The sequence below is a fragment of the Roseivivax sediminis genome (assembly GCF_900112685.1).
In the GTDB taxonomy this organism is placed as follows: Bacteria; Pseudomonadota; Alphaproteobacteria; order Rhodobacterales; family Rhodobacteraceae; genus Roseivivax; species Roseivivax sediminis.
This window is the reverse complement of record NZ_FOMS01000005.1, coordinates 194,010-220,377: the sequence shown is the minus strand read 5'-3', so window position 1 is coordinate 220,377 and position 26,368 is coordinate 194,010. Positions and strand designations below refer to the sequence as shown.

The window sequence follows — 26,368 nt, the reverse complement described above, 5'->3', positions numbered from 1 at the left end:
TCGGCCGGACTGGCGCCCTATGCTGGCAAGACGCGCGAGACGGAGCGTCGAGGCATGGCAGACGGCACGCAGGAGGTTCGGAGGCGCCGGGTGTTCTACATCCCCGGCTACGATCCGATTCACCCCCGCCGCTACCGCGAGCTCTACCGCAAGGAAGGCGCGGCTCAGGCCGAGATTTCCGGCTACGATCTGACACTGCGGCCGAAGACGACGAAGGGCCCGTATGGCTGGCACGTCGATGCGCGCATCGGCGACGCGGACAGCGCGGCGGATATCGAGGTGCTGGTCTGGTCCGACATCGTCCGCGGGTCGATGTCGAACACCATCCCGGCGACCTACGCACAGCTCGTGCGGACTGCGTGGACCTATGTCGCCTCGGGCGCGCTGCGGCGGCTGATGCGGCTGCGCAAGGGGCCGGTGATCGCGGCGCTCTATCCGATCGGAATGCTGCTGGTGCAGCTTCTGGTGGCGCTGGCACTCGGCGCGGCGGTGATCGCGGTCGCGGCGGAGCTCCTCGGCCCTGTGTCGGGCCTCCTCGCCGGTACCGTGGGGCTCCTGTCGGGCGGTGCGCTCGCGGCCCTGGTGCTGCGCTGGTTCAAGAAAAAGGACGGCACGTTCCTCGCCTATTACCTGATGCACGACTACGCCTATTCGGCGCGCTGGAACGGCGCCAGCCCCGCGCCGCTGGAGCGGCGCATGGCGGAATTCGCCGACACCATCGCAGCGGCGCTGACGGACGGGGCGGACGAGGTGCTGGTGGTCGGCCATTCCTCGGGCGCGCATCTGGGGGTGTCGATCCTCGCCGACCTGATCCGGTCGGGGCGGGTGCCGGCGAACGGGCCGCGCCTTGCCTTCCTGTCGCTGGGGCAGGTGGTGCCGATGGTGTCCTTCCTGCCCGGCGCGCACCGGCTGCGGGCGGACCTGCATTTCCTGTCGGCCAGCGAGGCGCTGACCTGGGTCGACGTGACCGCGCCGGGGGACGGCTGCGCCTTCGCGCTCTGCGATCCGGTGGCTGTGTCGGGCGTGGCGCCCTTGGGCAAACGCTGGCCGCTGGTGTTCTCGGCACAGTTCACCCGATCGCTCAGCTCGGCGCGGTGGAAGGAGCTGCGCTGGCGTTTCTTCCGGCTGCATTTCCAGTACCTGTGCGCCTTCGACCGGCCGCTCGATTACGACTACTTCCAGATCACCGCGGGGCCGCTCAGCCTTGCCACCCGCTATGCCGGGCGTCCGCCCTCGGCCAGCCGGATCGACGTGCCGGTGTCCAAGTTCACCTCGATGGCGGCATGAGCCCGGACGGCCCGCCCGGATTGCCGCCGAAGCCGCCGTCGCGCGCCGAGCGCGTGTCGCTCTGGCGCTATGCGAAGCTCTTCCGCGCGGATATCCTGTCGGCCCAGCCGGCGCGGCTTTATCGCGCGTGGATGGCCGAGTTCCGCACGCCCTTCTTCCGGTCCTACCTCGTGAACCAGCCGGACCTCGTGAAGACGGTGCTGAAGGACCGCCCGCGCGATTTTCCGAAATCGGACCGGATCGGCGAGGGGCTGCGCCCGCTCCTGGGCGAGAGCGTGTTCCTGACCAACGGCGCGGCGTGGGAGCGGCAGAGGCGGATCATCGACCCCGCCTTCGAGGGGGGGCGGCTGCGCGATACCTGGCCCGCGATGTTGGCGGCGAGCGAGGCGGCCGCGGCACGGCTTGCCCCCGGCGAGTTGGAGGCCGAAGAACAGGCGAGCCACGCCGCCGCCGACGTGATCTTCCGGACGCTTTTTTCGATCCCGATCGAGGACCGGATGGCGCAGGCGGTGTTCCACGAATTCCGCGCCTATCAGCGCAGCCAGCCGATCCTGAACCTTGCCGCCTTCGTGCCGCTGCCGCGCGCGCTGCCGCGCTTCTTCCGGCGCGACACGAAGCGGGCGGCGCGGCGGATCCGGGCGCTCATCACCGAGCTGACGGAGCGGCGCATGGCCGAGATCGCGGCCGGCAGCGCGCCGGACGACCTGGCGACCAAGATCATGACCACCCGCGATCCCGAGACGGGAGAGACCTTCACCACCGAGGAGATGGTCGACCAGGTCGCGATCTTCTTCCTGGCGGGCCACGAGACCTCGGCCTCGGCGCTCGGTTGGGCGCTGTATCTCCTGGCCACGCACCCGGAATGGCAGGACAGGGTGGCGGAGGAGGCGCAGGGGATGACCGGCGCGTTCGGTGACATGAGCCGGCTGCGCGTCGCAAGGGACGTGTTTCGGGAGGCGCTGCGCCTTTATCCCCCCGTGCCGATGATGGTGCGGCAGACGACGTGCCCGGAGCGATTCCGGGATCGCGATCTGCCGAAGGGCGCGCAGGTCGTGCTCAGCCCCTGGCACCTGCACCGGCACGAACGGCTGTGGGAGAACCCGGACGGGTTCGACCCCGCGCGCTGGAGCACCGAGAACGGCCGCGCCTGCCAGCGCGACGCCTATATCCCGTTCTCGGCCGGCGCGCGCGTGTGCCCCGGCGCAGGCTTCGCGATGGTAGAGGGGCCGCTGCTGCTCGCGCGGCTCCTGCGCGATCATCGCGTGGCGCCCGTGCCGGGGCGGGTGCCGGAGCCGGTGGCGCATCTGACCGTGCGCGCGAAGGGCGGCATCCATCTGCGGGTGGACCCGCGCTGAGCGGCAGAGCGCGCTGTTAGCGTTAAAAGGCGTCTCGGGCCCTATCGCGACGCGGGGCCATGTCGTAGACGGTCTGCGACATAACCGCTTGAGGGAAGAGACCACAGACATGGCCAAGGACACCGCCGCTTTTGTCGACATGGCCCGCCGTATGGAGACGGGTCAGGGCTTCATCGCCGCGCTCGACCAGTCGGGTGGATCGACCCCGAAGGCGTTGCGCCTCTACGGGGTCGAGGAGGACCAGTATTCCGGCGAGGAGGAGATGTTCGCCGAGATCCACGAGATGCGCGCGCGGATCATCACCGCGCCGGATTTCACCAGCCAGAAGGTGCTGGGCGCGATCCTGTTCGAGCGCACCATGCGCGGCGAGATCGAGGGCAAGCCGGTGGCGGACCTTCTGTGGAACGACCGCGGCATCGTGCCCTTCCTGAAGATCGACAAGGGGCTCGAGGCGCAGGACAAGGGCGTCCAGATGATGAAGCCGATGCCCGGCCTCGAGGCGCTGCTGACCGAGGCCGCGGGCTTCGGCATCTTCGGGACCAAGGAACGCTCGGTCATCCACGAGGCCAATCCCGACGGGATCGACGCCATCGTCGCGCAGCAATTCGAGATCGCCAAGCTCGTCACCAATGCCGGCCTCGTGCCGATCCTGGAGCCCGAGGTGGACATCCATTCGGAGACCAAGGCTGAGGCCGAGGGGATGCTGCGGGACGCGATCCACGGCTTTCTCGACAAGCTGCCCGAGGACGAGACGGTGATGCTGAAGCTCACCATTCCGAGCGAACCGGGCCTCTACGACGTGCTGGCCGACCATCCCCGCGTTCTGCGCGTGGTGGCGCTGTCGGGCGGTTATTCGACCGATGACGCCTGCGAGCGGCTGTCGAAGAACTCCAAGATGATCGCCAGCTTCAGCCGGGCGCTGACCGAGGGTCTGTCGAAGCAGCAGTCCGACGACGAGTTCAACGCCGCGCTCGGCGCGAACATCGACAAGATCTACCGCGCGTCGGTCTGACCGCCGACACCCTGCGGCATGCTGAAGTCGTTTCGGGGCGCCTCCAGATTCTGGAGGCGCCCTTTCTTGTTGTTTGCACGTTGGCACTGGCTGGTCGGGCACCATCGGAATGGTGCCCGCGCGGAATAAAGGCCTAAGGCCGCCGCGCATCGCAGGGCCGTCGATGCGCCGCTTGCACGCACTGACCCATGTTTCTGCACCGGGGAGGGCGCGCAGCCGGGTGTCCTTCGGTTATCTCGCGGCGACTGGGTTAGGAAAACCCGACAGAAAAAGGGCCGGTGCAATGCACCGGCCCTTTGTAGGAATGTTTCTGAGCGGCGTTCAGCCGTCGTACTGTTCCATGTTCTCGATCTCGTCGCGCGTCATGTCGGTGTAGACGCGGACCTCGTCGCCTTCGCTGGCGCGCATCACCTGCAGTTCGTCCAGGGACACTGCCACCTGGCGTTGACCGAGGCCGAGGAAGCCGCCGACGCCGACGACGATCTGCTCGATGCCGTCACCGTTGGTGACCGCTTCCTCGATGTCGCCGATCCGCTCGTTGTTGGCGTTGAACAGCGCGGAGTCCGTCAGCTCTTCACGCTCGACATCCGCGGCCGCGACTGCCTCGTAGCCGTCGACCGAGATGCCGAGATCGTTCTGACCGCCGGCCGTCTGCATGTCTTCGCCTTCACCGGCCGACTGCTCGGCATCGGCGGACTGCATGTCACCGCTGTCGCTGTTGTCCGACTCGGCACTCGCGTTGGCTTCGGCGGACTGGCTGTCGTCCGAGGTCATCTCGCTGTCCTCGGCGTTTGCCATCTCGGACTCGTCGCCCTCGGCCGACTGACCGGACTGATCCGACGCCTGCTGTTGCTCGCCGTCCTGCTGGTCCGATGCGTCGCCGGACTGCGCAGTCTGCATCGTGATCTGCGGCTCGCCGGACTGGGTGAACTCGACCTGCGGCTCGCCGGTCATGTTGAACTCGATGTTCGGCTCGGAGGATTCGTAGTTCACCGTCGGTTGGCCGGCGCTCTCGAACGTTACGCCGCCGGAGTTGCTACCCTCGGCCGCGTCGCTCTCGTCACCCGATTGGTTCGACGCTTGCTCGTAGGTCACGTTCGGCTCGGCCTGCGTGACGGCCACCTCGGCGTTGTCGAGCGGCTGGAGCTCCTGCTCTTCGCCCTGCGCGTAGGTCTGGCCGGACTGAGAGTCCTCGACCTGAACGCCGTCGCCGGTCGCGTCCTCGTTGTTGACGACCTGAAGGTCGAGGTTCACCGCCGGCGGCGCCTGCTGCACGGACACGGTCGGCTCGCCCTGCTGGACGTCGACCTGAGGTTCCGCGTTCGCGACGTCGACGTTCGGATCCGGCATGGTGATGGTGATTTCGGGCGCCGGTTGGTCGATACGCACGGTCGGCTGCGCCATTTCCAGCGACACGGTCGCCTGCGGCTGGCGCACGGTGATCTCGGGCTGCTGCTGCTGGACCGTCACCTCGGGCTCGGCATTGCGGACGGTCACGTCGGCGGCGCCTTGTTCCACGTCCACCTGCGGCGGCGTGCGCTCGAGCCGGACAACGCCCTCGACGACACGCTCTTCGTCGATCTGAACGGTGGTCTGTTCACGCTCGGCCACTTCGGCTTCCGCGCTCGCTTCGGCATCCGCCTCCGCGCCGTCGCTGTCGGTTTCCATCTGCTCGAGCTGCGCGAGCTGATCGGAGCAGACCGAGGTCTCCTCGTTCTCGATCGCGGTGCGGATCTCTTCCTCGGTCAGCGAGGCATCCTGCGGCACCCCGTCCTCGATCATTGTCGAAAGCTCTTGGCAGGGCTGATCGGAGTCCTGGGCAAAGGCGGGTGCGGCGGCCATGGGCAGCGTGAGCGCGGTGCTCACGAGAAGGCGGGTAAAGGTCGTCATGTGGTCGTGGTCCTCCGTGACTTTCACATTCGGATTGGCTGAGGGCCTGAGCAGCGAACAGCTCGCGTCCGGCGATGTTCCGCCGGGTACGGGTGCATTCCGGCGCGGAAAGCGCGAAATCGGAGGAAAGAACGGAGGTGTTAGCGCTGCTGCTGCAGCGCGGCGCCACGCCGATTTTCTTGGCAGGCGCCGAAGATGCCGGGCGTGCTACGACCGGCGATAATGTTCCGAGCGATTTTTTCGAGCGAAGGCGAAAAAATTGGCGAAGTCTCGCCAGTGGCTCCGCGACGGCGCGGTCGCGGGGCCACTGGCGTCGCCCTCAGGCGGCCGCCGCTGCCTTGGCCAGGCCCTGGTCGAGGTCGCGGATCAGGTCGTCGGCATCCTCGATCCCGATGGAGATGCGCACGACGTCGGGCGCCGCGCCCGCCGCCTTCTGCTGCTCCGGCGTGAGCTGGCGGTGCGTGGTGGAGGCCGAATGGATGATCAACGAGCGCGTGTCGCCGAGGTTGGCGACATGGCTGAAGAGCTCCAGACTGTCGACCAGCTTGGTGCAGGCCTCGTACCCGCCCTTGAGCGTCACGGTGAAGAGCCCGCCGGCCCCCTTGGGGCAGATCCGCGCCACACGGTCGTGCCAAGGCGAAGAGGGCAGGCCGGCATAGGTCACGGCGGACACCGCATCGTGGTTCTCCAGCCAGCGAGCCACGGCCTCCGCGTTCTCGACGTGTTTCTTCATCCGAAGGCTCAGCGTCTCGATCCCGAGAAGCGTGTAATGCGCCGCCTGCGGATTCAGCGTCATGCCGAGATCGCGCAGCCCCACGGCGATGCCGTTGAAGGTGAAAGCCAGCGGGCCGAAGGTCTCGTGGAACTTCAGGCCGTGATAGGCGGGCTCGGGCTCGGACAGCGACGGGAACTTGCCCGAGGCGGACCAGTCGAAGGTTCCCGAGTCGACCACGCAGCCGCCGGTGACGGTGCCGTTGCCGGTCAGGAACTTGGTCATCGAGTGAACGACCAGTGTCGCCCCGTGCTCGATCGGTCGGCACAGGTACGGCGTCGCCGAGGTGTTGTCGACGATGAGCGGCAGGCCGACGTCGTTCGCGATCTCCGCGATGGCGTCGAGATCGGTGATATAGCCGCCCGGGTTGGCGATCGATTCGCAGAAGATCGCGCGGGTGTCGTCGTCCACCGCCGCGCGTACCGCGTCGAGATCGTCGAAATCGACGAAGGTCGCCGACCAGCCGAACCGCTTGATGGTCTGGCTGAACTGCGTCACCGACCCGCCGTAGAGCCGCGTCGAGACCACGACGTTGCGCCCCGGCGCCATGAGCGGAAACAGCGCCATGATCTGCGCGCCATGGCCCGAAGAGCAGCAGACCGCGCCGGCGCCGCCCTCGAGCGTGGCCATGCGTTCCTGTAGCACCGCGACCGTGGGATTGGTCAGCCGCGAATAGATGTAGCCCACTTCCTGAAGGTTGAAGAGCGCCGCCGCGTGGTCCGCGTCGCGGAACACGTAGGCTGTGGTCTGGTAGATCGGGGTCTGGCGCGCGCCGGTGGCGGGGTCGGGCCGGCTGCCGGCATGGATCTGGAGCGTGTCGAAGCCGTATTGGGGCGTTTCGGTCATTGTCGTCCTCCCGTGGGTCGTGTCCGCGGGCGACGCTAGCCGCTGGCGGGAGGGGCGTCCATCGCCGGTTGCGGGCGGGCGCTCAGCGCATCCAGAAGCCTTCGCGCTTCAGCCGGTTGCGGATGGCCTGTTCCTTGCGCGGCAGGTGGGCCCGGTCGAAGAGCGCGCGCACCTTACGGCCGCGGCCATGATAGACCATGTGTCGGATCGGGTCGTGGGCCTTCAGCACCTTCCTGACCCTGCTCGGCGCGCAGATCGCCTCCAGCGTCTCGACGACGTGATCGTCCTCGCGGGCGTAGAGCATCGGCAGCATCCGGTAATGGCAGGTCGTCGCCCCGTCGAGCCAGCCGGGCGGCAGCGTGTGTCTGCCGCCGCCGAGCCCGTGGATCACCAGGGGGAGCGCCACCTGGTCGAGCCAGGGATCGAGGCTCTGGCAGACGAGCGTGTCGGGCGGGTCGTCGCGGATCGTCAGCGCGTAGCGCAGGAAGCGTTCGGCGAAGACACGGGGCCTGCGATGGAAGAAGAAACCGGCGTTGAAGTAGAGGTAGCGCTGCCAGTATTCGTCCGGCCAGTCCGGATCGAGCGTGCTCTCGAAATCGAGCCCGAAGCGGTTGTAGAGCGCGCGCCAGATCTCCTCGTAGCCGGGGCCGTAGAGCTCGATCACCGGCCAGGTTCCTTCGCGCCTGAACGACGCGGTCGGCCGGTCGAAGTCGAAGGGCACGGCATCGAGATCGCCGGTGACGAGCGTGTCGGTGTCGAAGAAGACGAAAGGCTCATCGGGCAGGGCGAAGAGCGCCTCGATCTTGTTGCCGTAAGGATAGGCGGCGCCGAAATACCGGCTCTCGAAGGGCACGATGGTCGCACCCTGCGCTTCCAGCAGCGCGCGGATCTCCGGGCCGATGCACGGATCGGCGTGCCAGAGCGGACCGGGTTGCGGCTCCGCCACGATAAGGCGGAACCTGTCCCCGGTGAGGCTGCGCGACAGCGACAGCGCGAACAGCGCCGCCTCGTATTCGAGCCGCCCGGACTGAGCGACGATCAGGATGTTCACGCGGGGCGGGCGGTCGGGACGGTCCGTCATGGCTCTGCTCGTTTTGCTTCGCATTATGCCGAAGCGGCCCGGAACCCGCGAGCGGTTTTGCCGTGGCAGCGGGGCCCCGAGGCCCCGCCCACGCGCGCGATCAGATCTCGATCGGTGAGAGGACTTCGGGTTCGATCACGTCGACACCCGGCAGGCTCGTTTTCAGCGGTTCGGCCGATTGTTCGAGCAGCGGGAAGGTCTTGTAGTGGCAGGGGATGACCGTCTTGAAGTCGAAGAAGGTCTTCGCCGCGTAGGCCGCGCGCGTCATGTCCATGGTGAAGTGCCCGCCGGCGCAGAGGATGCCGATATCCGGCTGGTGCAGCGCCTGGAACACGCCCATGTCGGCCATCACGTCGGTGTCGCCCGACACGTAGATCACGTGTCCCTCGGCCGCGATCATGAAGCCGCATTCCGAGCCGGCGGAGACCGGCCCGTGCGGCCCCGGCATGGTCGAGGAATGGGTGGCGTGGACCATGGTGATCTTGCAGTCACCTAGGTCCACGGTGCCGCCCTTGTTGAAGCCGGTAACCTCGAGGCCCTCGTTCTCTTCCCAATGGCCCATCAGGTCGAACTGGCCGATGACCGGTACAGAAAGCGACTTGGCAAGGCCGACCACCTCGCTGGCGTGGTCGAAGTGCCCGTGGGTGAGCAGGATGTGGGTTGCCCCCTTCGTCGCCTCCTCGCGGCGATCCTCGGGGAAGGACGGATTGCCGTCGAGCCAGGGGTCGAGGAGGATGACGTGATCCGCGATCTCGAGGCGGAAGGAGGAATGGCCGAGCCAGGTTATCTTCATGGGTCTCTCTCCGGTGAGGTGTTGCGCTGCCGGGCCAGCTAGATTGTCCCGGCTTCGGGTCTAGATGCCCCTACGGCCGCAGGGGCGGCGGTGCGAGGCGAGGGGCCAGCCCCTCGCGCTCCCCGGGATATTTCCGGGCAGATGAAGGAGCGGCGGGTGGACTGGACGACAGCGGTGGATGGCTATTGCGAACGCCTGGGACCCGGCCTCTGGTCCGAGCCGGTGAACGCGGTGACGAACCTGGCGTTCATGTTCGCGGCGCTCTGGGTCTGGCCAAAGACGGCGGGCCTGCCGAAGGCGCGGGCGCTGGCGGCGGTGCTGGTCCTGATCGGGATCGGGTCGGGGCTGTTCCACACGGTGGCACAGGCTTGGGCCGGCATGGCGGACGTGCTGCCGATCCTGGGGTTCATTGTCCTCTACATCTACGCCGCGCATCGCGAATTCTGGGGGCAGGGGCGGTTTGCTGCCGGCGTCTGCACGCTCGTCTCGGTGCCCGCGATGATGGCGCTGGCGGAGGTGCTGCCGTTCCGGGACGTGCTGGGCGGCTCGGCCGCCTACGTGCCGGTGCCGCTCCTGATCTTCGCCCATGCCGCGCTGCTGGCGCGGCGGGCGCCGGAAACGGCGCGCGGCCTGGCGCTCGGCGCGGGGCTCCTGTGCGTGTCCATTGCCTTTCGCACGCTCGATGCGCCGCTCTGCGGGGCGTTGCCGGTGGGCACGCATTTCCTGTGGCACATCCTCAATGCCGCGATGCTGGCGTGGATGATCCTGGTGTTGCGCGCCCATGTCCTTGCGAGCGGCGGGGCACGGGGGTAAAGGCGGGGCCCTGAGAGACCCCGACGACGAGGTGCCCCATGACCGCCATAGACACCGCGACCGCCGCGCGCGTGGCCAAGCTCGCGCGGATCCGCGTCGACGACGACGCGCTGCCCGCACTGGCGCAGGAATTCGGCGCCATCCTCGGATTCATTGAGCAGTTGCAGGAAGTCGACGTCGAGGGGGTGGAGCCGATGGTGTCGGTGACCCCGATGCGCCTGAAGCGCCGCGACGACGTGGTGACTGACGGCGGCATGGCCGAGACGGTCCTGTCGAACGCGCCCGATGCGCGCGAGGGCTTCTTCGCGGTCCCGAAGGTGGTGGAATGAGCGAGCTGACAAAGCTGACGATCGGTGCGGCGCGCGATGCCCTGCGCCGCGGCGAGGTGACGAGCGCGGAGCTGACCGAGGCGTGCCTCGGGGCGATCGAGGGGGCCGATGCCCTCGGCGCCTTCGCGCACAAGACGCCGGAGCGGGCGCGCGGCATGGCCGCCGCCGCCGATCTGCGCCTCAAGGCGGGCGATGCGCCGGACCTCTGCGGTATCCCGATGGGGATCAAGGATCTGTTCTGCACCCGCGGCGTCGAAAGCCAGGCGGCGAGCCGGATCCTCGGCGGCTTCAAGCCGGAATACGAATCCACCGTCACCTCGCAGCTCTTCGAGGCCGGCGCGGTGATGCTGGGCAAGCTCAACATGGACGAGTTCGCCATGGGCTCGTCGAACGAGACCTCCGCCTACGGCAACGCGGTGAACCCCTGGCGGCGCGGCAGCGACGACACGGCACTGACGCCGGGCGGCTCGTCGGGCGGGTCGGCGGCGGCGGTGTCGGCGGATCTCTGCCTTGCCGCGACGGGCACCGATACAGGCGGATCGATCCGCCAGCCGGCGGCCTTCACCGGGATCACCGGGCTGAAGCCGACCTACGGGCGCTGTTCGCGCTGGGGCATCATCGCCTTCGCCTCCTCGCTCGATCAGGCCGGGCCGATGACCAAGGACGTGCGCGACGCGGCGATCCTTCTTCGCGCCATGGCGGGGCACGATCCGAAGGATTCCACCTCCGCCGACCTCGCGGTGCCGGATTTCGAGGCTATGCTGACCGGTGATATCCGCGGCAAGACCATCGGCATCCCGCGCGAATACCGCATGGACGGCATGCCCGAGGAGATCGAGGCGCTCTGGGCCGAGGGTCGCAAGATGCTGGAGGATGCCGGCGCGAAGGTCGTCGATATCTCCCTGCCGCACACGAAATACGCGCTGCCGACCTATTACGTGATCGCCCCGGCGGAGGCATCGTCGAACCTCGCGCGCTACGACGGGGTGCGCTACGGCCACCGTGCGACGCTGGCGCAGGGCGACGGCATCGTCGACATGTACGAAAAGACCCGCGCCGAGGGTTTCGGCCCCGAGGTGCAGCGCCGGGTGATGGTGGGAACCTACGTGCTGTCGGCGGGGTTCTACGACGCGTACTACAACCGGGCGCGCAAGGTGCGGACGCTGATCAAGAAGGACTTCGAGGACGCATTCGACCAGGGGGTGGACGCAATCCTCACCCCGGCGACGCCGTCTGCGGCCTTCCCGCTCGGTGCGATGGAAGAGGCCGATCCGGTGCAGATGTACCTCAACGACGTCTTCACTGTCACGGTGAACCTTGCCGGTCTGCCGGGGATCTCGGTTCCGGCCGGGCAGGACCGGGACGGACTGCCGCTGGGGCTGCAGCTCATCGGTCGGCCGTGGGAAGAGGGCGATCTTCTGAACGTCGCCTCCTCACTGGAACGTGCGGCAGGGATCGTGGCGAAGCCCGACCGGTGGTGGTAACGCGGCGACATGCGACAGACGGGTGATCCGATGCGGCTTCTTGTTCTTTCCTCCGTGGCGCTTGCGACCCTCGCGGCCTGCGCCCCGACCGTGCCGAACGACGTGGCCGGCTACGACGACACGCGGCGCGCCCAGGTCGACCGGCAGCTCGCGCAGACCGACCGCCCGAACGTGGACAGCGGGAGCACGCAGCCAGAGGCCGGGACCAGCGGGGGCAATGGCGGTGACGACATCGCGTCGATGGCGGCCGCGGCGCTCGACCGGTCCGGCTCGGACATGGATAATTCGTCGGGCGCGTTCCCGGGGCCGTCGGGCAATGCGCCGGCCCCTTCGGCGGTGACGAACGGAGCCGGAATCTCCTCGGAGAACGATTTCGACGCGGTGTCTGCCGAGCGATCCATCGAGCAGGATGCTGCGCGCGTCGCGCAGAACACGGCGCAGTACCAGCAAGTCACGCCGGAGCCGCTGCCGCCCCGGCCGGCCGGCGAGTCGGTCAACGTGGTGGAATACGCGCTGCGGACCTCGAACCAGGTGGGTCAGCCGATCTACAGCCGCTCCGCCTTCGCGTCGAAGTCGCGCGAGCAGCGCAATTGCGCCGACTACGCATCCGCCGACCTTGCGCAGGAGGATTTCCTCGCCTCCGGCGGGCCGGAGCGCGACCGCAAGGGCCTTGACGCCGACGGCGATGGCTTCGCCTGCGACTGGAACCCGGCGCCCTTCCGGCGCAGCCGGGGCTGATCCCGGTTCAGCATCCCAGCCCCAATCACGGGGCCCGGCGGGGCGGTGCGCGCCCCGATCTGGTCATCCTGCACTATACCGCGATGCGAAGCTGCGACGCGGCGCTTCACACGCTCTGCGACACGCAGCGCGAGGTCTCGGCGCATTACCTGATCTCGGAAGCCGGGCGGGTCTGGCAGCTGGTAGACGAGTCGCGCCGGGCGTGGCACGCCGGGGTCGGGGCCTGGGGCAGGGTGACCGACGTCAATTCCCGCTCCATCGGGATCGAGCTGGCCAACAACGGCGCGCAGCCTTTCGCAGAGCCGCAGATGATCGCCCTGGAGACCCTGCTGGAGGGCATCCTGGCCCGCTGGTCGATCCCGACGGAACGGGTCCTCGGTCATTCCGACGTGGCCATCGGGCGAAAGATCGACCCCGGCCCGCGCTTCGATTGGCGGCGCCTCGCGCGGCGCGGGCTGGCGGTCTGGCCCGAGCCGGGCCGGCCGGGCGATCTCGCTGCCGATGCGCGACGCGCCGGTTACGTCTGGTCGGACGGGCAAGACGGGGCGCTCCTGCAGGCGCTCCGGATGCGGTTGCGTCCCTGGGCGCAGGGCCCGGAAGACGACACCGACCGCGCGCTCGTCGCCAGCCTCGCGGCGCGCTGGCCGGCTGCCACCTGACCTAGGCGCGCGCCGGCTTCCCTCCTTCACCTGCTCACATAAACCCCGGAAAGCGCGAGGGGCTGGCCCACTGGCTTCGCGCCCGACCCCTTTACTCCACCTCGTAAGGGAGCACTTCGCGCCGGTCCGGGGCTATCGACAGCTTGCGCTCCAGCGGCGGCACCGCGCGCTGGTGGCAATCGCGCCGCTCGCAGATCCGGCAGGAGATCCCGATGGGCTCGAACGCCTCGGCTCGCGCGATATCCAGCCCGTCGGCATAGACCAGCGCGCCCGCATGGGCGACCTCGCAGCCGAGTGCGATGGCGTAGCGGCGCACCGGCGCACCGTAATGCCCGCCGGGCTTGGAGACGTCACGTGCGAGGCTGATGTACCGCACCCCGTCCGGGGTCTCGGCCAGCTGGCGCAGGAAGCGGCCGGGCGTCTCGAAGGCCCGGTGTACGTTCCACAGCGGGCAGGCGCCGCCGAAGCGGGCGAATTGCAGCCGCGTCGCGGAATGCCGCTTGGTGATCGTGCCGGCCTGGTCGACCCGCACGAAGAAGAACGGGATGCCCTTCGCGCCCGGACGTTGCAACGTCGACAGCCGGTGCGCCACCTGTTCGATCGAGGCGCCGAAGGCGAGGGCGAGCCGTTCCAGATCGTGCCGCATCTCGCGCGCCGCCGCCAGGAAGGCGCGGTAGGGCATCATCGCCGCGCCGGCGAAATAATTGGCCAGCCCGATCTTCGCGATCGACCGCGCCGCGTCCGACTGGAACCGCGCGAGGTCGAGCGTGGCGTCCAGAAGCGGCCCGTAATCCAGTAGCGCCACCTGCAACAGGCACTGGAAGGTCTGCGTCTCCTGCGGGGCGCGCGCCGACAGCGTCAGCCGCCGCGCCTCGGGGTCGTAGTGGCGCAGCGTCTGGATATCGGCAAGCGCAACGGTCACGCCGCGGCGGCGCAGCCGGGCGATGGCGGCTTCGCGCAGCGACGGCTCTTCGGGGGCGAGCGTGGCGTAGCGTTCGGCGGCGCGGTCCACGGCGTCGATGTAATTGTCGCAATAGTGGAAGAAGTCGCGCACCTCCTCCCACGGGGAGGGCTGAAGCTGCGATCCCTCGCGCCCCAGCGCCTCGTCGAGGGAGGCGAGCCGTTCGTGTGTCTGTCGGTAGGCGCGGTGCAATTCGAGGAACGCCCGGGCGAAGGCGGGCGCGTTCGACGCGGTAAGCCGCAGGTCGGCGAGCGGTGGCGTCTCCGCGAAGATCGGGTCGGCCAGCGCCTCGCGCATGTCGGTGATCAACCGCTCGGCGTCGCCCTGGCCAAGCTCGGTGACGTCGAAGCCGAATTCCTGCGCCAGCGCCAAGAGGACCGTGGTGGAGACCGGCCGGTTGTTGTTCTCCATCTGGTTCAGGTAGGGCAGCGACACGCCGAGCTTGGCGGCGAAATCCTTCTGCGTGAGCGCGAGGCGCCCGCGCAGATCGCGCAACTTGGCACCGGCATAGAGTTTCTGGACGGGCATCGGGGCTCCGGAGTTCGCGGATTTGCGTATGTGGCCCGGATAGTTTGCAAATTGCACGCCGTTTGCCCAGACATGACCGCCGGTTTCATGACCGTGACCGCGCGCGGGTCAGCCCTCGGCGGTGCGTTCGAGCTGGCGCTCGCGCAGGACCACCAGCGCGATGGCCGCGATGCCGCACAGACCGGTGAGGAACTGCAGCCACAGCAGCGGCCAGGGGCCGGTGCCGGGTTGCAACAGTGCCCCGGCCAGCGCCGAGAGCGCCGCGCCGCCGCCGATCATGATCGCGCCGGCAAGGCCCGAAGCCGTGCCCGCAAGGCGGGGGCGCACTGACAGTGCGCCGGCGGTGGCGTTCGGGATGGTCATGCCGTTGCCAAGGCCGACGAAGCACATGAAGCCGAAGAAGCTGAGCGCCGAGCCCTGGCCGGCGGCGAAGACGAGCATCGACGTGCCGACCCCGGCGGCGTTGATAAGCGCGCCCATCAGCACCATGCGATTGACGCCGACGGACGCCGAAAAGCGGCCCGAGGCCCAGTTGCCCACCAGATAGCCAACCGCCGGCGCCCCGAACAGGACCCCCAGCGTCGCCGGATCGAGACCGAAGACCTCCGTGCCCACGAAGGGCGCACCGCCGAGATAGGAGAAGAACGCCCCCGAAGAGAACGCCGCGGCGAGCGCGTAGCCCCAGAACCGAGGGCTGCGCAGAAGCTCGGGGTATTCGCCGAATTGCTGGCGCAGGCTCAGGCCCGACGGGGCGGCCGTTTCCCCAAGGTCGCGCCACGTCAGCCAGAACAGCGCGATGCCGAGCGCGAGCATGAGCCAGAAATTCGCCTTCCAGCCAAACGCCTGGTCGAGCACGCCGCCAATGGCCGGGGCGATCATCGGCACCAGCGCCATGCCCATGGTCACGTAACCGATCATCGACGCGGCGCGGTCCTGCTGGACCATGTCGCGCACCACCGCGCGGCCCAGGACCATGCCGGTGACCACCGTCGCCTGCACCATGCGGAAGGCGAGAAAGACGTAGATGTCGCGCGCCAGCAGGCAGCCGATCGTGGCCAGCACGAAGATCACCAGCCCGGCCAGGATGACGACCCGCCGCCCGAACTTGTCGGAGACCGGGCCGAGGAATATCTGCAGCCCTGCGTTCACCCCGAGATAGACCGCCACCGACAGTTGCACGAGCCGGTATTCGGTGTCGAAATAGTCGACCATCGCCGGCAGGCTGGGCAGGAAGATGTTCATCGCCAGCGCCGAAAGCCCCGACAACAGGACCAGCGTGACAATATGCGGCGGGGTGGAACGGTCGAGGAAGACGACCTTGGGAAGATTGGCCATGGATCGGTCCTAGGGCGGCTTGGCAGGGCTGTCCACGGGCCCCCGTGACTTTGCGGGTTTGCGATGTTCCGCGTGGGGCCTATGCCGGATTTGCAAATTTGCCGAAAATCGCTTGAGGCATGACCCGCGCGCTGTATGGTCCGGCGCGATGAAGCCGAGAGGAGCGGGCGGATGAAGGATATTCTGCAAGAACTCGAGGACCGCCGCGCCGAGGCCCGCCTCGGCGGCGGACAGAAGCGGATCGACAGTCAGCACGCCAAGGGCAAGCTGACCGCGCGCGAACGCATCGACCTCCTGCTCGACGAAGGCTCCTTCGAGGAGTTCGACATGTTCGTCGCCCATCGCTGCACCGATTTCGGGATGGAGAAGCAACGTCCCTACGGCGACGGCGTGGTTACCGGCTGGGGCACGATCAACGGCCGCATGGTCTATGTCTTCAGCCAGGACTTCACCGTCTTCGGCGGCTCGCTGTCCGAGACGCACGCCCAGAAAATCTGCAAGATCATGGACATGGCGCTGCAGAACGGCGCCCCGGTGATCGGGCTGAACGATTCCGGCGGTGCCCGGATCCAGGAAGGCGTGGCTTCGCTCGCCGGTTATGCCGAAGTGTTCCAGCGCAACATCATGGCCTCAGGGGTGATCCCGCAGATATCCGTCATCATGGGCCCCTGCGCGGGCGGCGCGGTCTATTCGCCGGCGATGACCGACTTCATCTTCATGGTGAAGGACAGCTCCTACATGTTCGTCACCGGCCCCGACGTGGTGAAGACCGTGACCAACGAGGTGGTGACCGCCGAAGAACTGGGCGGCGCCTCGACCCATACGAAGAAATCCTCCGTCGCCGACGCCGCGTTCGAGAACGACGTGGAGGCACTGGCCGAGGTCCGGCGCCTCGTCGATTTCCTGCCGCTGTCGAACCGCGAAAAGGCGCCGGTGCGCCCGTTTTTCGACGAGCCGGGCCGGCAGGAAGCGTCGCTCGACACGCTCGTGCCCGAGAACGCCAACAGCCCCTACGACATGAAGGAACTGATCGAGAAGGTCGCGGACGAGGGCGATTTCTACGAGATCCAGGCCGATTTCGCGCGCAACATCGTCACCGGGTTCATCCGGCTCGAAGGGCAGACCGTGGGCGTGGTGGCGAACCAGCCGATGGTTCTTGCCGGCTGCCTCGATATCGATTCCAGCCGCAAGGCCGCGCGCTTCGTGCGCTTCTGCGATTGCTTCGAGATCCCCATCCTGACCTTCGTCGACGTGCCCGGCTTCCTGCCGGGGACCGGGCAGGAATACGGCGGCGTCATCAAGCACGGGGCGAAGCTCCTGTTCGCCTATGGCGAGGCGACGGTGCCGAAGGTCACGGTCATCACCCGCAAGGCCTATGGCGGGGCCTATGACGTGATGGCGTCCAAGCATCTGCGCGGCGATTTCAACTATGCCTGGCCCACGGCCGAGATCGCGGTGATGGGCGCCAAGGGCGCGACGGAGATTCTCTACCGTTCCGAACTGGGCGATGCGGAGAAAATCGCGGCGCGCACGGCGGAATACGAAAGCCGCTTCGCAAATCCGTTCGTGGCGGCCGAAAAGGGGTTCATCGACGAGGTGATCCAGCCGCGCTCGACCCGCCGGCGGGTGAGCCGGGCTTTTGCGGCGCTGCGCGGCAAGACGCTCGCGAACCCGTGGAAGAAACACGACAATATTCCGCTCTGATCGCGATGGGGCAGGGGAAAGATCAGGACTGGGGCGCCGCGCCGCCGCGTCAGCGCGGCTGGTACGTGAAAGCGGAACCCGGGCGCCTCGTGGAGTCCCGGCATTGGCCGCCGCGCTTCGACGTGGTGGCGCGGCAGCACTTCCCGGTCGTCGAGCGCCGGAGCCGACTGGCCCGCGCGGTTCGTCAGGATCTCTGGCGGCAAATGCAACACTTGCGCGGTTTCTCGCCTGTGATAGAGATTACGAATTGTGGCGAAGGAATGAGCATTCGCGCCGGGGGGAGGCTGAATTCCCGGGCGCCCTGCGACACCGACGCGAAAATTGCCGCGCTGCTGTCCTCGCCGTCCCACAGGGCGCGCTGGCAGGCCTGGGCGCGGACGGGGGGCGGACGATGATGCCACACCCCCGATGCCATATCGAGGTAGCGGGCCCGGCCCGCGCTAGCGCAGCCCCGGCGGGAGGAGCCCTGAAAAGGGGCCGGGGCTGCCTCATTGCCGCGCTTCTGGCTCCCGTCGCCGCCCTTGCCGAAGACATGCCTGCGCTGCCCTCGGGCCAGGCGGTCGAGCTGCACGAGGTGCTGTCCGAACCTGGCGGTCTCTATCGCTACCGCTTCGTCGCGCCGGGCCTGGCGGACATCGCGGGTGACCTTCCGGAGCTGACGGACGACATCGACACGCTGTGCCGGGACCTGGCGTTGCCCGCCCTCGAGGAGGCCGACCCGGAAGTCCGGCGCATCGTCATCAGCCTCTCGGCCGAGCCGGTGGAATTCGGGGTTGCGCGCCCCGGAATCCTTCAGGTTTTCGAGGCCTACAGCGTCGAGGGTGACGCCTGTATCTGGGAGCCGTTCTGATGGCCGCACAACATCTTGCGGGACATGGGCAGGACATGCCGTCCTTTGCGTCTTTCGCGTCACATGCGCCCCTATGTCACCGTCTCGCATATCCTTTCCTTAAAAATTCCGCTAGCTTGGGGGGTGGTCGCAGTATTGTGACTGCTACATCACGACTCGGACGAGGGGATCCCAAGGGGGCCGCTCGTTCTGTGAACACTGACAGGAGACTAGGATGTCCCACACCGTTAAGCTCGCCGCCCTGTTCGGCTTCGTCGCTGCTCTGTCGGCATGCGGCGGCCAGCAGGAAGAAGAAGTCGTCGTGGTCGAACCCGCGCCGATCACGTCCGAACCGGTCTACACCGGCAAGTACAAGTAATCGGATCGGGGGACGGATCGGTCGCCGATCCGTCCCGCCATCGGGCCGCACCCGCGCCTTCGTCAGATCGGAGGCCGGCCCATGCTGAAGCATCGCGGGTTTCCCGGGCGATTGCCCGGCACCGATTTCCAGTTCACCATCCGCCGCGCCAACCCCAAGGGGATCACGCCGATCACCCGGCGCGAGCGCTATGCCGACCGCCGTCCGCCGGACCGGCGCGCGGATCTGTGGTTCATGGCCGCGCTCTGGCACTATTTCGGCACCGAACCGTTCGAGCGCGGTAACCTCGACGCGGGCCGGCTGTCCTGGCTGTTCGGGCGCGAAGTGGTGCCGGCGGAAGATCCTTTCGACCCCGCGTCCTATGATGCGCAACTCGTGATTGACGAGGCGGCCGCCCGAGCGAGCTTTCCCGAGGCCTTCGACCCGGAGTTCTGGGCATGATTCAGCCGAAGGGGGACGCCTATGGGCGAGAACGGGCCGAGACACGCGCGGCGTGTGTCGCAGGCTTGGCGGTGGCCGGCGTCTCTGACAGCGTGGAACCGTCCCAAACTGGGTCACTTGCTATGCGGCTTCGCACACCTCGGCCGCATGGTCACCGTAACCCTTCCCCTTCCGGGCGGACCGGACTTTCCCCTGACCGGCCGCCCGGATTTTTTCCTGCGGCACCGGCTGTGCGCAAAATGGCGCATAAGCGGAGCCTTGCCGGTTGCGGGGGGCGCCGGCAAGGCAACGCTCAATACTATGTGATTCCCCCCTTTCAGCGGAACAAGTTTCGACGGACAAGTGTTCCCGGCGCGTACATCCAAGACGCGATTTGGGAACGAAGGGAGTCTTCCTCATGCTTAAGGTCATCAAGTTCACCGCACTGGTCGGCGCACTCGGCGGGAGCCTCGCGGCTTGCGAGAGCTCGGACGTGCCGCGCGCGGCGCTCGGCGGCGTCGGCGGCTATGCCGCGGACCGCGCGCTCGGTGGCGACGGCACCATCGGTGCGGCAGCCGGCATCGCGGCCGGCACCGTGTGTGACGACGTCACGCCGGGCGTCTGCCGCTGATCTGAGCCCGACCGCGGCCACCGGCCGCGTGACGGACGAGTTTCCGGCCACCGGGGCATCGCGCCTCGGTGGCCTTTTTCGTGTTTGCGCGTGCCCACGTGGCCGCGCGCCGGGGCCGATACATCGAAAGGGACGGAGATGTTCGACAAGATCCTGATCGCCAACCGCGGCGAAATTGCCTGCCGGGTCATCAAGACGGCCCGCCGCATGGGCCTCAAGACGGTTGCGGTCTTCTCGGACGCCGACAGGAACGCGCTGCATGTCGCAATGGCCGACGAGGCGGTGCATATCGGTCCCGCGCCGGCGAGCCAGTCCTATATCGTGATCGACAAGGTGATGGAGGCGATCCGCAGCTCTGGCGCGCAAGCGGTGCATCCCGGTTACGGGTTCCTGTCCGAGAACCCGAAATTCGCCGAGGCACTCGACGCGGCCGGCGTCGCCTTCATCGGCCCGCCCAAGGGCGCGATCGAGGCGATGGGCGACAAGATCACCTCCAAGAAGCTCGCGCAGGAGGCCGGGGTGTCGACGGTGCCGGGCTATATGGGCCTGATCGAGGACGCCGAGGAGGCGGTGCGGATCTCCTCCGAGATCGGCTACCCGGTGATGATCAAGGCCAGCGCCGGCGGCGGCGGCAAGGGCATGCGCATCGCCTGGAGCGATGACGAGGCGCGCGAGGGCTTCCAGTCGTCGAAGAACGAGGCGGCGAGCAGCTTCGGCGACGACCGCATCTTCATCGAGAAGTTCGTCACCCAGCCGCGCCATATCGAGATTCAGGTCCTCGCCGACGGCCACGGCAACTGCATCTATCTGGGCGAGCGGGAATGTTCGATCCAGCGGCGGAACCAGAAGGTGATCGAGGAGGCGCCAAGCCCGTTCCTCGACCCCGAGACCCGGCAGAAGATGGGCGAACAGGCCTGCGCGCTGGCCAAGGCCGTGGGCTATACCAGCGCCGGCACGGTCGAGTTCATCGTGGACGGGGACAAGAACTTCTACTTCCTCGAGATGAACACCCGCCTGCAGGTGGAGCATCCGGTGACCGAACTGATCACCGGCGTCGACCTCGTGGAGCAGATGATCCGCGTCGCGAACGGCGAGGCGCTGACGATTTCCCAGGATGACGTGAAGCTGAACGGCTGGGCCATCGAGAGCCGCCTCTACGCGGAGGATCCCTACCGGGGCTTCCTGCCCTCCATCGGCCGGCTCACGCGCTATCGTCCGCCGGAAGAGCTGGACGTGGAGGCGGCCGTGGTGCGCAACGATACCGGCGTCTTCGAGGGCGGCGAGATCTCGATGTACTACGACCCGATGATCGCCAAGCTCTGCACCTGGGGGCCGACCCGGGCGGACGCGATCGAGGGGATGCGCAACGCGCTCGACGGGTTCGAGGTGGAAGGGATCGGGCACAACCTGCCGTTCCTCTCGGCGGTGATGGACCACCCGAAATTCGTGTCGGGCGACATCACCACCGCGTTCATCGCCGAGGAATATCCCGAGGGCTTCCAGGGCGTGGACCTGGACGAGGCGGCGCTGCGGCGCATTGCGGCGGCCTGCGCGGCGATGAACCGGGTGGCGGAGATCCGGCGCGCGCGCATTTCCGGCACGCTGGACAACCACGAACGCAAGGTGGGCGACGACTGGAACGTCGCGCTGCAGGGGATCGATTTCGACGTCACCGTCGCCGCCGACCGCGACGGCGCCACCGTGCGCTTCGCGGGGGACAAGTCGCACCGTGTGCAGGGCAACTGGACACCGGGCGATCAACTTGCCCGCATGACGGTCGACGGCGATCCGCTGGTCATGAAGGTCGGCAAGATCTCAGGCGGTTTCCGCATCCGGTCGCGCGGCGCGGACCTGCGTGTGCACGTTCGCTCTCCCCGGCAGGCGGAGCTTGCGCGGCTGATGCCCGAGAAGGAGGCGCCGGACACGTCCAAGATGCTGCTCTGCCCGATGCCGGGCCTCGTGGTGAAGCTCCACGTGGGTGAGGGCGACGAGGTTCAGGAGGGTCAGGCGCTCTGCACCGTCGAGGCGATGAAGATGGAGAATATCCTGCGCGCCGAACGCAAGGCGCTGGTGTCGAAGGTCAACGCGGGCGAGGGCGACAGCCTTGCCGTCGACGACGTGATCATGGAGTTCGAATAGAGCGATGACCGATACCGCCGTCAACAGCGATCCGCGCCTTGCCGCCGCACTCGTCGGCGCCGGCGTCGCGTCTGTCGGCTGGCTGATGGCGGGCCTGCGCGAGCGCGGGCGCGAAAAGCGCCGGCGCCGGGCGCGACAGGAGGATTTGCAGGTCGCGCTTCGCGCCGAGATCCAGCATTACGTCGACATCCTCGGCAATCCGCGGTTCGATCTGAACGAGGCGTGGCGGGCGATGGTGGAGACGATGGAATCCGATCCCGATTACGTCCCGCTGATCCCGACGGAGCGCAACGACACCATCTTCCAGGCGTCGATCGACAGCATCCACCTCCTGCCGGAGGCGGCAATCCAGCCGATCGTTCGGTATTACAACCAGGTCTTCGCAATCGAGGCGATCATCGCCGATCTGCGAGACACGGGCTTCCGCGACAGCACGCAGCCGCAGCGCATCAAGATGTACACGGACTACATCTCGTTGAAACTGGAGGCGCTGGAGATGGGGCGCAGCGCACTGGAGGCGCTGGACGAGAGCATATCTGAAGTGCGGCGCGCACAGGCGCCGAGCCTCAGTATCCCGGGCGCGGGCCGGTCTGGCCGGAAATAGGGGGCGGCGATTTCGGTGATCTCGACATATCGCTTTCCTCGCTCGGTAGGCCGGACCGTCCGGTCCCATAAGGTATACATACGTCCGGCGCGGCGCGAAATCAACGCGCCCTGCGGCTATGGCGCGCCATTTCGTCCGTCGCGCACCTCCTGCTGGCGCGCCGGCAGCTTGTCGATCGAGCGTGTGATTTCGCGCACCGACCAGGGGAAGGGCTTGCGCAGCACGCGGCTGCCGTCCTTGGCCAGAAGCACCAACATGAATTCGCGCGGGCGCAGCTCCTGCCGGATCGCGGAGCGCCCGGAGGGGTCGGTGTCGGTGATCACCACAACGTCGCGTTCGCGCAACGCCTCCTCGCGGTCGGCAATAAACTGCATCTGCTGGACGTATCGGGGATCGGCGGGGTTGTCGGCGAAGACCACGATGGGTCGCTTGATCCAGCGGAACTCGTCGAGGCTGCGACCCTCGGCCGAGACGATGAGGTCGTCTGTCGCAGTGCCGTCGGCCGCAAGGGCGGGCGCGGACAGGAGAAGCGCCGCGAGAATGGTCAAAAAGCGTGTCATCTCGTTAGATATAGTCCCCGTGCCGGCACTTGGGTATCACCTGCGGACGGGCGATCCCGAAAATGTCAGCGCCGCGTCTGCGCGTTCGGAAACTCTGGCGAAAGCCGGCGTTAACGGCGTCCTCATGGCCATGCCGCAAGGCTTCCCGCCACCGGCTACGGGAGAGTGTCATGGACGTCTGTCTGCATCTCGGCGCGCATCGCTCCGCCTCGACCGCGTTCCAGCTCTATGCACGCGCGCATGCCGACGCGCTTTCGGTGCGGGGGATCACCGTCTGGGATCCGCGCCGGACCCGGACGGGCCTGCTGCACAACGTGGCCTCGCGAGAGGCGCGGCCGCGCGATGTCGGCCGGGTGAAACTGGCCTGCGCGGCCGAGGCGGCGCGCGGCACGACAACGCTGGTGGTGAGCGACGCGAACATGATCGGCACGCCGCGTGCGAACCTGCGCGCGCACGGCCTATACCCGGCGGTTGGGGAGCGTCTGGCGCGGCTCGGCGCGGCCTTCGGGCCGGCGCGGGCGGTGCTGCAGATCCGCGAACCGGCCAGCTACTGGACCTCGCTCTTCGCCTGTCTCGTGGCGCGCGGGGTGGCGCCGCCGGACGGCGTGACGCTGGCGCGCATCCTCGCCGCCCGGCGCGGCTGGCGCGAGGTGATCGCCGATCTTGCCTGTGCGTTGCCGGACACGCAGATCGTGGTGACGCCATACGAACGCTTCGCCGATGCGCCGCACGCACTGATGGCCGCGCTGACCGGCGATCCGGCCCTGCCGCCATCGCCGCCGGGCGCCTTCGGGGCGAACCGCGCCCCGCGCCCGCCCGAGCTGTGCCGGCTCCTGGCCGAGCAGGGCCGCGATCCGGCGGCGCTGCGCCTGCGTGGAGAGGCCTGGCAACCGTTTCCCGACGAGCTCGCGGCGGCCCTGCGCGAGAGCTACCAGGACGATCTTTACTGGCTGCGCGCCGGGGCGGATGGCCTCGCGCGGTATGTGGAGGACCCCGATCCGGTCCAGGCGGCACAGGCCGCGCGCCCGGATCGCCCGAGAAGAGGACAGGATGATGAGTGCGACCAAGGACGACTGGAAGGCTCTGGCTGAGAGCGAGCTGAAGACGCGCAGCCTCGACGATCTGACCTGGAAGACGATCGAGGGGATCGACATCCAGCCCCTTTACACAGAGGAGGACGTCGCCGGCCTGCCGCATCTCGGCACCCTGCCGGGGCTGGAGCCGTTTACCCGCGGCGTGAAGGCGACGATGTATGCCGGCCGGCCATGGACGATCCGGCAATATGCCGGCTTCTCCACCGCCGAGGAGAGCAACCGCTTCTACCGCGCCGCGCTCGATGCCGGGCAGCAGGGCGTCTCCGTCGCCTTCGATCTTGCCACCCACCGCGGCTACGACAGCGATCATCCGCGCGTCGTCGGCGATGTCGGCAAGGCCGGCGTCGCCATCGACAGCGTGGAGGACACCAAGGTGCTGTTCGACGGCATCCCGCTCGACAAGGTGTCGGTGTCGATGACGATGAACGGCGCGGTGATCCCGGTGCTGGCGAACTTCATCGTCACCGGGGAGGAGCAGGGCCACGACAAGTCGGTGCTGTCGGGGACCATCCAGAACGACATCCTCAAGGAGTTCATGGTCCGCAACACGTATATCTATCCGCCCGAACCCTCGATGCGGATCATCGCGGACATCATCGAATACACCTCGGCCGAGATGCCGCGCTTCAACTCGATCTCGATCTCCGGCTATCACATGCAGGAGGCCGGCGCGAACCTCGTGCAGGAGCTGGCCTACACGCTCGCCGACGGCAAGGAATACGTCGAGGCCGCGGTCGCGCGCGGCATGGACATCGACAAGTTCGCGGGGCGGCTGTCGTTCTTCTTCGCCATCGGCAAGAACTTCTTCATGGAGGCGGCGAAGCTGCGCGCGGCGCGGATGCTCTGGCACCGGATCATGACCGATCTCGGCGCGAAGAATCCGCGCTCCAAGATGCTGCGGACGCATTGCCAGACGTCGGGCGTGTCGCTCTCCGAACAGGACCCTTACAACAACGTCATTCGCACCGCCTACGAGGCGATGAGCGCTGTGCTCGGCGGGACGCAATCGCTCCACACCAACGCGCTCGACGAGGCGATGGCGCTGCCGACCGATTTCTCGGCCCGGATCGCGCGGAACACGCAGCTCATCCTTCAGGAAGAGACGGGGGTGACCAAGGTCGTCGATCCGCTCGCCGGATCTTACTACGTCGAGAAGCTGACCCATGACCTCGCCGAGAAGGCCTGGGCGCTGATCGAGGAAGTGGACGGGATGGGCGGCATGACCAAGGCGGTCGCCTCCGGCATGCCGAAGCTGCGGATCGAGGAGGCGGCGGCGACGCGCCAGGCGATGATCGATCGCGGCGAGGACGTGATCGTCGGGGTGAACAAGTACCGCTTGCCGAAGGAAGAGGACCTCGACATCCGCGACATCGACAATTCGGCGGTGCGGGAGAGCCAGGTGGCCGCGCTGGAGCGGATACGCGCCAGCCGCGATCAGGCGGCCTGCGACGCCGCGCTGGCGGACCTGGAGCGTGTGGCGGCGGGCGAGGGCAACCTTCTGGCCGCCGCGGTGGAGGCGGCGCGGGCCCGCGCGAGCGTTGGAGAGATCTCGATGGCGATGGAGAAGGTGTTCGGCCGGCACCGGGCCGAGGTGAAGACGCTCGCGGGCGTCTACGGCGCGGCCTACGAGGGCGACGAGGGGTTCGCGGCGATCCAGAAGGCGGTGGAGGACTTCGCCGAGGACGAGGGCCGCCGCCCGCGGATGCTGGTGGTGAAGATGGGCCAGGACGGTCACGACCGCGGCGCCAAGGTGATCGCGACGGCCTTTGCCGATATCGGCTTCGACGTGGATGTCGGCCCGCTGTTCCAGACGCCCGAGGAAGCGGCGCAGGACGCGGTCGACAACGACGTGCACGTCATTGGCATCTCCTCCCAGGCGGCGGGTCACAAGACGCTGGCGCCGCAGCTTGTGGCGGCCCTGAAGGCGCAAGGGGCCGAGGATATCCTGGTGATCTGCGGCGGGGTGATCCCGCAGCAGGATTACGACTTCCTGCAGAAGGCCGGGGTGAAGGCGATCTTCGGGCCCGGCACCAATATCCCCGAAGCGGCGCAGGACATCCTGCGGCTGATCCGCGAGGCGCGCGCCAGGTGACGCGGACAAGGGTGGGCAGATTGCCCACCCTAC

Annotated in this window: 24 protein-coding genes; 17 read left to right on the top strand and 7 right to left on the bottom strand. The window is 67.8% G+C overall.

Going from position 1 to position 26,368, the window contains the following annotated elements:
- Positions 1–54 precede the first annotated feature (54 nt).
- The 3 genes from F3H57_RS09905 (at position 55) to F3H57_RS09895 (ending at position 3,654) form a co-directional block, all read left to right on the top strand.
- Positions 55–1,287, top strand: a complete 1,233-nt coding sequence (locus F3H57_RS09905; protein WP_149755737.1) for a hypothetical protein — start codon at positions 55–57, stop codon at positions 1,285–1,287.
- Positions 1,284–2,642, top strand: a complete 1,359-nt coding sequence (locus tag F3H57_RS09900) for a cytochrome P450 (protein ID WP_149755736.1) — start codon at positions 1,284–1,286, stop codon at positions 2,640–2,642. The genes F3H57_RS09905 and F3H57_RS09900 overlap by 4 nt, the downstream gene beginning before the upstream one ends.
- 109 nt (positions 2,643–2,751) lie before the next feature.
- Positions 2,752–3,654 carry a fructose bisphosphate aldolase gene (locus F3H57_RS09895; protein WP_149755735.1) on the top strand — a complete coding sequence of 301 codons (903 nt, stop codon included), beginning with the start codon at positions 2,752–2,754 and terminating at the stop codon, positions 3,652–3,654.
- Between the two features lie 321 nt (positions 3,655–3,975).
- Here the strand turns inward: F3H57_RS09895 and F3H57_RS09890 are convergent, their stop codons facing one another.
- The 4 genes from F3H57_RS09890 to F3H57_RS09875 form a co-directional block, all read right to left on the bottom strand.
- Positions 3,976–5,544: a hypothetical protein gene (locus F3H57_RS09890; protein ID WP_149755734.1), complete on the bottom strand. Its 1,569-nt coding sequence runs from the start codon at positions 5,542–5,544 to the stop codon at positions 3,976–3,978.
- Between the two features lie 319 nt (positions 5,545–5,863).
- Positions 5,864–7,162: an O-acetylhomoserine aminocarboxypropyltransferase/cysteine synthase family protein gene (locus tag F3H57_RS09885; protein ID WP_149755733.1), complete on the bottom strand. Its 1,299-nt coding sequence runs from the start codon at positions 7,160–7,162 to the stop codon at positions 5,864–5,866.
- An 82-nt stretch (positions 7,163–7,244) separates the two neighbouring features.
- Complete coding sequence (locus F3H57_RS09880; RefSeq protein WP_149755732.1) at positions 7,245–8,243, bottom strand: hypothetical protein; 999 nt, start codon at positions 8,241–8,243, stop codon at positions 7,245–7,247.
- Between the two features lie 100 nt (positions 8,244–8,343).
- On the bottom strand, positions 8,344–9,036 hold the full coding sequence (locus F3H57_RS09875) for a metal-dependent hydrolase (protein ID WP_149755731.1): 693 nt from the start codon (positions 9,034–9,036) through the stop codon (positions 8,344–8,346).
- Positions 9,037–9,192: 156 nt separating this feature from the next.
- Between F3H57_RS09875 and F3H57_RS09870 the strand changes: the two genes are divergently transcribed.
- From F3H57_RS09870 to F3H57_RS09850, 5 genes are all read left to right on the top strand, one after another.
- A complete protein-coding gene (locus F3H57_RS09870; protein ID WP_149755730.1) occupies positions 9,193–9,849 on the top strand; it encodes a ceramidase domain-containing protein in 657 nt (218 codons plus the stop codon).
- A gap of 38 nt (positions 9,850–9,887) precedes the next feature.
- A complete protein-coding gene (gatC, locus tag F3H57_RS09865) occupies positions 9,888–10,178 on the top strand; it encodes an Asp-tRNA(Asn)/Glu-tRNA(Gln) amidotransferase subunit GatC (protein WP_149755729.1) in 291 nt (96 codons plus the stop codon).
- Positions 10,175–11,662 carry an Asp-tRNA(Asn)/Glu-tRNA(Gln) amidotransferase subunit GatA gene (gatA, locus tag F3H57_RS09860; RefSeq protein ID WP_149755728.1) on the top strand — a complete coding sequence of 496 codons (1,488 nt, stop codon included), beginning with the start codon at positions 10,175–10,177 and terminating at the stop codon, positions 11,660–11,662. Before gatC ends, gatA begins: the two co-directional genes overlap by 4 nt.
- Positions 11,663–11,692: 30 nt before the next feature.
- Complete coding sequence (locus F3H57_RS09855) at positions 11,693–12,400, top strand: hypothetical protein (RefSeq protein ID WP_149755727.1); 708 nt, start codon at positions 11,693–11,695, stop codon at positions 12,398–12,400.
- An 83-nt stretch (positions 12,401–12,483) separates the two neighbouring features.
- The gene (locus F3H57_RS09850) at positions 12,484–13,059 is read left to right on the top strand and encodes an N-acetylmuramoyl-L-alanine amidase (RefSeq protein ID WP_262504505.1); all 576 of its coding nucleotides are present in this window, start codon (positions 12,484–12,486) and stop codon (positions 13,057–13,059) included.
- Between the two features lie 91 nt (positions 13,060–13,150).
- Here the strand turns inward: F3H57_RS09850 and F3H57_RS09845 are convergent, their stop codons facing one another.
- The gene (locus F3H57_RS09845) at positions 13,151–14,548 is read right to left on the bottom strand and encodes a helix-turn-helix domain-containing protein (protein WP_149755725.1); all 1,398 of its coding nucleotides are present in this window, start codon (positions 14,546–14,548) and stop codon (positions 13,151–13,153) included.
- Positions 14,549–14,656: 108 nt separating this feature from the next.
- Positions 14,657–15,883: a multidrug effflux MFS transporter gene (locus F3H57_RS09840; RefSeq protein ID WP_149755724.1), complete on the bottom strand. Its 1,227-nt coding sequence runs from the start codon at positions 15,881–15,883 to the stop codon at positions 14,657–14,659.
- Between the two features lie 171 nt (positions 15,884–16,054).
- Between F3H57_RS09840 and F3H57_RS09835 the strand changes: the two genes are divergently transcribed.
- The 7 genes from F3H57_RS09835 (at position 16,055) to F3H57_RS09810 (ending at position 22,589) form a co-directional block, all read left to right on the top strand.
- On the top strand, positions 16,055–17,587 hold the full coding sequence (locus F3H57_RS09835) for an acyl-CoA carboxylase subunit beta (protein WP_149755723.1): 1,533 nt from the start codon (positions 16,055–16,057) through the stop codon (positions 17,585–17,587).
- Between the two features lie 466 nt (positions 17,588–18,053).
- Positions 18,054–18,437: a DUF6497 family protein gene (locus F3H57_RS09830; RefSeq protein WP_394349825.1), complete on the top strand. Its 384-nt coding sequence runs from the start codon at positions 18,054–18,056 to the stop codon at positions 18,435–18,437.
- 214 nt (positions 18,438–18,651) lie between these two features.
- The gene (locus tag F3H57_RS22180) at positions 18,652–18,795 is read left to right on the top strand and encodes a hypothetical protein (protein WP_188129649.1); all 144 of its coding nucleotides are present in this window, start codon (positions 18,652–18,654) and stop codon (positions 18,793–18,795) included.
- 81 nt (positions 18,796–18,876) lie between these two features.
- Positions 18,877–19,236 (top strand): hypothetical protein, encoded by a 360-nt coding sequence (locus F3H57_RS09825; protein ID WP_149755722.1) that lies wholly within the window; start codon positions 18,877–18,879, stop codon positions 19,234–19,236.
- A gap of 397 nt (positions 19,237–19,633) precedes the next feature.
- Positions 19,634–19,846 carry a hypothetical protein gene (locus tag F3H57_RS09820; protein ID WP_149755721.1) on the top strand — a complete coding sequence of 71 codons (213 nt, stop codon included), beginning with the start codon at positions 19,634–19,636 and terminating at the stop codon, positions 19,844–19,846.
- Positions 19,847–19,984: 138 nt separating this feature from the next.
- Positions 19,985–21,985, top strand: coding sequence for an acetyl-CoA carboxylase biotin carboxylase subunit (locus F3H57_RS09815; protein WP_149755720.1), 2,001 nt, complete (start codon positions 19,985–19,987; stop codon positions 21,983–21,985).
- 4 nt (positions 21,986–21,989) lie between these two features.
- Positions 21,990–22,589, top strand: a complete 600-nt coding sequence (locus tag F3H57_RS09810; RefSeq protein WP_149755719.1) for a hypothetical protein — start codon at positions 21,990–21,992, stop codon at positions 22,587–22,589.
- A 116-nt stretch (positions 22,590–22,705) separates the two neighbouring features.
- Here F3H57_RS09810 and F3H57_RS09805 read toward each other — a convergent pair whose 3' ends face one another.
- Positions 22,706–23,149, bottom strand: a complete 444-nt coding sequence (locus tag F3H57_RS09805) for a DUF4174 domain-containing protein (RefSeq protein WP_149755718.1) — start codon at positions 23,147–23,149, stop codon at positions 22,706–22,708.
- Between the two features lie 170 nt (positions 23,150–23,319).
- Between F3H57_RS09805 and F3H57_RS09800 the strand changes: the two genes are divergently transcribed.
- Together F3H57_RS09800 and scpA are read left to right on the top strand one after the other, a co-directional pair.
- Positions 23,320–24,240 carry a hypothetical protein gene (locus tag F3H57_RS09800; protein ID WP_149755717.1) on the top strand — a complete coding sequence of 307 codons (921 nt, stop codon included), beginning with the start codon at positions 23,320–23,322 and terminating at the stop codon, positions 24,238–24,240.
- Positions 24,203–26,335, top strand: coding sequence for a methylmalonyl-CoA mutase (gene scpA / locus F3H57_RS09795; protein WP_149755842.1), 2,133 nt, complete (start codon positions 24,203–24,205; stop codon positions 26,333–26,335). Before F3H57_RS09800 ends, scpA begins: the two co-directional genes overlap by 38 nt.
- The last annotated feature ends 33 nt before the right edge of the window (positions 26,336–26,368 follow it).

Coding starts and splice junctions, on each gene's coding strand:
- F3H57_RS09825 (WP_149755722.1), top strand. CDS start 18,877: ATGCTGAAGCATCGCGGGTTTCCCGGGCGATTGCCCGGCACCGATTTC.
- F3H57_RS09885 (WP_149755733.1), bottom strand. CDS start 7,162: ATGACCGAAACGCCCCAATACGGCTTCGACACGCTCCAGATCCATGCC.
- scpA (WP_149755842.1), top strand. CDS start 24,203: ATGAGTGCGACCAAGGACGACTGGAAGGCTCTGGCTGAGAGCGAGCTG.
- gatA (WP_149755728.1), top strand. CDS start 10,175: ATGAGCGAGCTGACAAAGCTGACGATCGGTGCGGCGCGCGATGCCCTG.
- F3H57_RS09855 (WP_149755727.1), top strand. CDS start 11,693: ATGCGGCTTCTTGTTCTTTCCTCCGTGGCGCTTGCGACCCTCGCGGCC.
- F3H57_RS09890 (WP_149755734.1), bottom strand. CDS start 5,544: ATGACGACCTTTACCCGCCTTCTCGTGAGCACCGCGCTCACGCTGCCC.
- F3H57_RS22180 (WP_188129649.1), top strand. CDS start 18,652: ATGTCCCACACCGTTAAGCTCGCCGCCCTGTTCGGCTTCGTCGCTGCT.
- gatC (WP_149755729.1), top strand. CDS start 9,888: ATGACCGCCATAGACACCGCGACCGCCGCGCGCGTGGCCAAGCTCGCG.
- F3H57_RS09905 (WP_149755737.1), top strand. CDS start 55: ATGGCAGACGGCACGCAGGAGGTTCGGAGGCGCCGGGTGTTCTACATC.
- F3H57_RS09845 (WP_149755725.1), bottom strand. CDS start 14,548: ATGCCCGTCCAGAAACTCTATGCCGGTGCCAAGTTGCGCGATCTGCGC.
- F3H57_RS09810 (WP_149755719.1), top strand. CDS start 21,990: ATGACCGATACCGCCGTCAACAGCGATCCGCGCCTTGCCGCCGCACTC.
- F3H57_RS09815 (WP_149755720.1), top strand. CDS start 19,985: ATGTTCGACAAGATCCTGATCGCCAACCGCGGCGAAATTGCCTGCCGG.
- F3H57_RS09900 (WP_149755736.1), top strand. CDS start 1,284: ATGAGCCCGGACGGCCCGCCCGGATTGCCGCCGAAGCCGCCGTCGCGC.
- F3H57_RS09840 (WP_149755724.1), bottom strand. CDS start 15,883: ATGGCCAATCTTCCCAAGGTCGTCTTCCTCGACCGTTCCACCCCGCCG.
- F3H57_RS09875 (WP_149755731.1), bottom strand. CDS start 9,036: ATGAAGATAACCTGGCTCGGCCATTCCTCCTTCCGCCTCGAGATCGCG.
- F3H57_RS09805 (WP_149755718.1), bottom strand. CDS start 23,149: ATGACACGCTTTTTGACCATTCTCGCGGCGCTTCTCCTGTCCGCGCCC.
- F3H57_RS09800 (WP_149755717.1), top strand. CDS start 23,320: ATGGACGTCTGTCTGCATCTCGGCGCGCATCGCTCCGCCTCGACCGCG.
- F3H57_RS09835 (WP_149755723.1), top strand. CDS start 16,055: ATGAAGGATATTCTGCAAGAACTCGAGGACCGCCGCGCCGAGGCCCGC.
- F3H57_RS09895 (WP_149755735.1), top strand. CDS start 2,752: ATGGCCAAGGACACCGCCGCTTTTGTCGACATGGCCCGCCGTATGGAG.
- F3H57_RS09850 (WP_262504505.1), top strand. CDS start 12,484: ATGCGAAGCTGCGACGCGGCGCTTCACACGCTCTGCGACACGCAGCGC.
- F3H57_RS09880 (WP_149755732.1), bottom strand. CDS start 8,243: ATGACGGACCGTCCCGACCGCCCGCCCCGCGTGAACATCCTGATCGTC.
- F3H57_RS09820 (WP_149755721.1), top strand. CDS start 19,634: ATGCTTAAGGTCATCAAGTTCACCGCACTGGTCGGCGCACTCGGCGGG.